Source organism: Microcystis sp. LEGE 08355, assembly GCF_015207185.1.
In the GTDB taxonomy this organism is placed as follows: Bacteria; Cyanobacteriota; Cyanobacteriia; order Cyanobacteriales; family Microcystaceae; genus Microcystis; species Microcystis panniformis.
On sequence record NZ_JADEXI010000399.1, the window covers coordinates 1 to 4,334 of the forward strand.

Consider the following 4,334-nt stretch of genomic DNA (forward strand, 5'->3'; position numbering starts at 1 on the left):
GCAGATATACCCGAAACTCCCGCCGCTAATCCATCTAAACCGTCAATCCAATTAATCGCGTTAGCCATCCCCACTAACCAGAGGAGAGTAACTGGTAAACTTAGCCAATGAATTTGTAATAAATCGCCGAAGGGAATAGAGAGAAAATCGATCCTAACGCCGGCTTGCCAAGCTAGAAAAGCGACGCTAAACTGCATTACCAGACGATTGAGGGGCGAAAGATTAAAAAGATCATCCGCTAGACCGATGAGGAAAAAACCCAAACCGCCTAGGGTTACGCCCCACACTTCCCATTCTCGATCGCTGTTTAAACCAGCAAACCCTCCCAACCACCAAACGATCAGGAGTGCAGTTAAAGCGCCGACAAAAATCGAAACTCCCCCCAGTCGAACCATAGGCCTTTCATGGACCTTCCTTTCGTTGGGTTTATCGACGTAACCGCTTTTCAGTCCGACGGTTCTGACGAGGGGCGTACTCCAAAGTACCACGGTATGGGCGATCAGAAAAGCAATTAGATAGTATAAATCTCCGGACATGGGAATTGGGGGGCGATTTAATTCACAATTGGCCACTGACAGGCAATCGCCAATTATGAATTTTTATTATCTCTCGTTTTAGGCCAAGGCGGGGACGGAAATATGGAGATGGGGATAGAGGGGGAAGCTTTCACAGAGTTTCCCTACCCGTTGACGGCAAGCAGTTCTCAGGGCTTCATCACCTGGATTAAGGAGAATATCGGCGATAATGTTGCCAATCTCGATAAATTCCGTTTCTCCTAGTCCTCTGGTGGTCATAGCCGGGGAACCCAAGCGCAGACCACTGGTAACAAAGGGAGACTCGGGATCGAAGGGAACAGTGTTTTTATTAGCGGTAATATTGATCGTACTCACCAAGCGATCGGCCTCTTTCCCGGTCATGCCCACGGATCTTAAATCGAGTAACATCAAGTGATTATCCGTACCATCGGTGACAATTTTAATCCCTCTAGCCTTCAACTGACCGGCTAAAGCTTGGGCATTAGCGATTACTTGGCCCGAATAGATTTTAAACTCCGGTTTCAGGGCCTCCCCAAAAGCCACCGCTTTCGCCGCGACCACGTGTTCTAGGGGCCCGCCTTGGGTACCGGGGAAAACGGATTTATCGAATTTTTTGCCTAATTCCTCGTCTTTGGTCATAATTAAACCACCCCTAGGACCGCGCAGGGTTTTGTGAGTGGTGGTAGTGACCACATCACAGTGGGGTAGGGGGTTAGGATGATGACCGGTGGCCACTAAACCGGCAATATGGGCGATATCTGCCATCAGGTAGGCCCCCACTTCGTCAGCGACGGCGCGGAATTTCTCGAAATCAATCCGGCGCGAGTAGGCAGAATAACCGCAGATAATTAGTTTGGGTTTTTCCTTACGGGCGATGTCAAGGATGAGATCGTAGTCAAGGCGTTCGCTTTCGGGACTTACTCCATACTGTACTACTCGGAACCATTTTCCGGAAACGTTAACGGGGGAACCGTGGGTAAGATGACCCCCGTGGGAGAGATCCATGCCCATAATCGTATCGCCGGGCTGCAAGAGGGTCAGGAAAACGGCGAAATTAGCTTGGGCACCGGAGTGGGGTTGTACGTTAGCGTGGTTTGCCCCAAATAGTCGTTTAACCCGATCGATCGCTAATTGTTCCGCTTCGTCAATGTATTCGCAACCGCCATAGTAGCGTTTTTTGGGCAGTCCTTCCGCATATTTGTTGGTTAAAACCGAACCCTGGGCGGCCATGACGGCAGCCGAGGTAAAGTTTTCACTAGCGATTAATTCTAGGTGATCTCTTTGACGTTGCAGTTCTTTTTGCAGAATCCCGGCGATCGCTGGATCCGTCAGGGATAGTATATCTAAGTTCGTATCAGTCACGGTTACTCGATCCTTTTTTTAACAATTTACCTGTAATCCTTGGGTCACTTTCTCCATTTTGGCACAATCTCTAATCTTCCGACACACCAGTGAGCTTAATTGCTTCTCTTCGGGGTCGATGATCAATTGTCAACTGTTAGCGGTAAAATCTTTATTTTTAGTCAATAAGTGATAGTAATATTAGCCAATAGAACCCCCCAAAAGCTTGGATTGAGTGATAAAATCAGAAGTAATACTAAATCTGGTTATTAAAGACTGATTATTTATTCCCCTTTTTGCATGAGTGCATGAGTAGAAAACGGGTTTCTCCGAGAAACCCGTTTTCTGTGCGTTACTCAACGGATTTAGTATTAGTAGAAGTTCTACAAAAAGTTGACAAATCACAAAAATAGGGTAGATTACCTTCAAGATAACCACCCGAAAACTACCATTAATTATCTGTAATCAACCGGTATTTCTCATCCCTGCGGCAATACCATTAATCGTCATTAAAGCGCCCCTTAATAACTCCTCTTTAGAATAGCGGAAATGAATCACACCGGATTGAGCTTGACTATTGTATTGACGTAAACGCTTCAGGAGAGAGACCTGTAGAAAACCGAGGGGAACGATCGAACCGTTGCGTAACTGCACCGAGCGCTGTAAATTCGGATCATTATCTAATAAATTTTTCTCGCCGGTGATCTGGAGAACAATCTCGCTGGTGCGATTATATTCCTCTTTGATCCTTTCAAACAGACGTTGAAACCGTTCTCGATCTTCCTGTTTAGAAAGTTCACTGACGTAGTGATAGGCCATCTGTAGGTCCACCTTTGATAGAGTCATGTCTGCCTTAGAAATCACCATCTGGAAGAAAGGCCACTTGTGATAAAAATGGCGTAACAATTCCAAATTTCGGTTAGGAGAATCATCGAGAAACATCTGTAAAGCTGTCCCTAAACCATACCAAGCCGGTAAAAGAAAACGGGTTTGAGTCCAACTAAATACCCAGGGAATTGCCCGCAGGGTACTTAAATCCTGTTGACCACTTTTCCGGCGCGCCGGTCGGGAACTAATCTGTAAAAGACTAATTTCAGGAATGGGAGTTACGGACAGAAAGAAGTCTAAAAAGTCCGGTTCTTCATAAATCAAACTGCGATAGGTTTGCCGTGAACGGGTGGCCAACTCCTCCATGATGCGATTCCAGGGTTCGAGATCATCAAAACCACTGCCCAGTAAACTTGCCTGTATGACTGCCGTTACGGCCGTTTCGAGGTTATACAAGGCCAATTCTGGTAAAGAGTATTTCGAGGCTAAAACCTCGCCTTGTTCGGTGATTTTAATGCGACCGTTAATCGTTCCCCGGGGTTGGGCGAGGATAGCGGCGTAGGCCGGTCCACCACCCCGACCGACGGAACCGCCCCGGCCATGAAAAAGACGTAGATTCAAGCCGTATTGTTTAGCGGTTTTTTGTAAAGCCTTCTGGGCCTTATGAATTTCCCAATTACTGCTTAAAAAGCCGGAATCCTTATTACTATCGGAGTAACCCACCATAATCTCCTGTAAATTACCCGGTTCGAGGATGGCCGGTTCCGGGGTCACTTCCTCCCCGTTTAAAGCCCCTAAATGGTCGTAACCGCCGGCTAGGGCTGCCCGGTAGAGGGGCAATTCAAACAAAGTCTGCATGATGCCGGGGGCGTGTTTGAGGTCATCGACGGTTTCAAAGAGGGGAACAATGCGGAGGGAACTGCGGCTAGTGGCGGGGTCGTATAAACCGGCTTCTTGGGCTAATAACAGCACTTCTAGCACATCGCTGGCCTCGTTGGTCATGCTGATAATGTAGGTTTGGCAGATTTCCAGACCAAATTCCCCTTGCAGACTTCTTAAAACTCGCAGGGTTTCAATGGTTTCGCAGGTTCTTTCCGAGAAGGGCATTTCCCGGGGAATTAGCGGCCGACGGGTTTTTAATTCCGCCACTAACCAGGCGATTTTTTCTGATTCGCTTAATTGGCCGTAGGGTTTGGGTAAAACTCCGAGATAGGCGGCGATTTCTTCGATACATTCGGCGTGACGGGTGGATTCTTGCCGAAAATCTAACTGAGTCAGGACAAAGCCAAAAATCTCCACTTGGGCGATCAGTCGATCGAGTTCTTGACAGGAAAGACCGGTTTGCAAGAGACTGCGCTGTAATAGCTGTAATTCGGCTAAAAACTCGGAACCAGAGCGATAGATGTTGGTTTCGTTGAGTTTAGTTAATAATTGTCGTTCTTCCGGATCATTGAGGCGATTATTGCGATCTCGTGTATTTTCCAGACGTTTTTGAATAAAGGCCAATTTGAGGCGATAGGGTTCCTGACGGTAGCGGATTGCTAACTGGCTATAGATTTCGGGCATTTGCTGTTTATCTCTGTCCAGGGAGTCCAGCAACTCCGGCAAGACGTGACACCAGTGCAGGGA

General features: G+C 47.4%; 3 protein-coding genes. All 3 read right to left on the reverse strand.

Annotated elements, in window-relative coordinates:
- Nucleotides 1-536: glycosyltransferase family 4 protein (locus IQ242_RS17830; protein ID WP_193960888.1), on the reverse strand; the 536-nt coding region annotated here is incomplete at its 3' end.
- A 78-nt stretch (nt 537-614) separates the two neighbouring features.
- On the reverse strand, nt 615-1,898 hold the full coding sequence (gene glyA / locus IQ242_RS17835) for a serine hydroxymethyltransferase (protein WP_193960889.1): 1,284 nt from the start codon (nt 1,896-1,898) through the stop codon (nt 615-617).
- Nucleotides 1,899-2,342: 444 nt separating this feature from the next.
- Nucleotides 2,343-4,334: phosphoenolpyruvate carboxylase (locus IQ242_RS17840; protein ID WP_193960890.1), on the reverse strand; the 1,992-nt coding region annotated here is incomplete at its 5' end.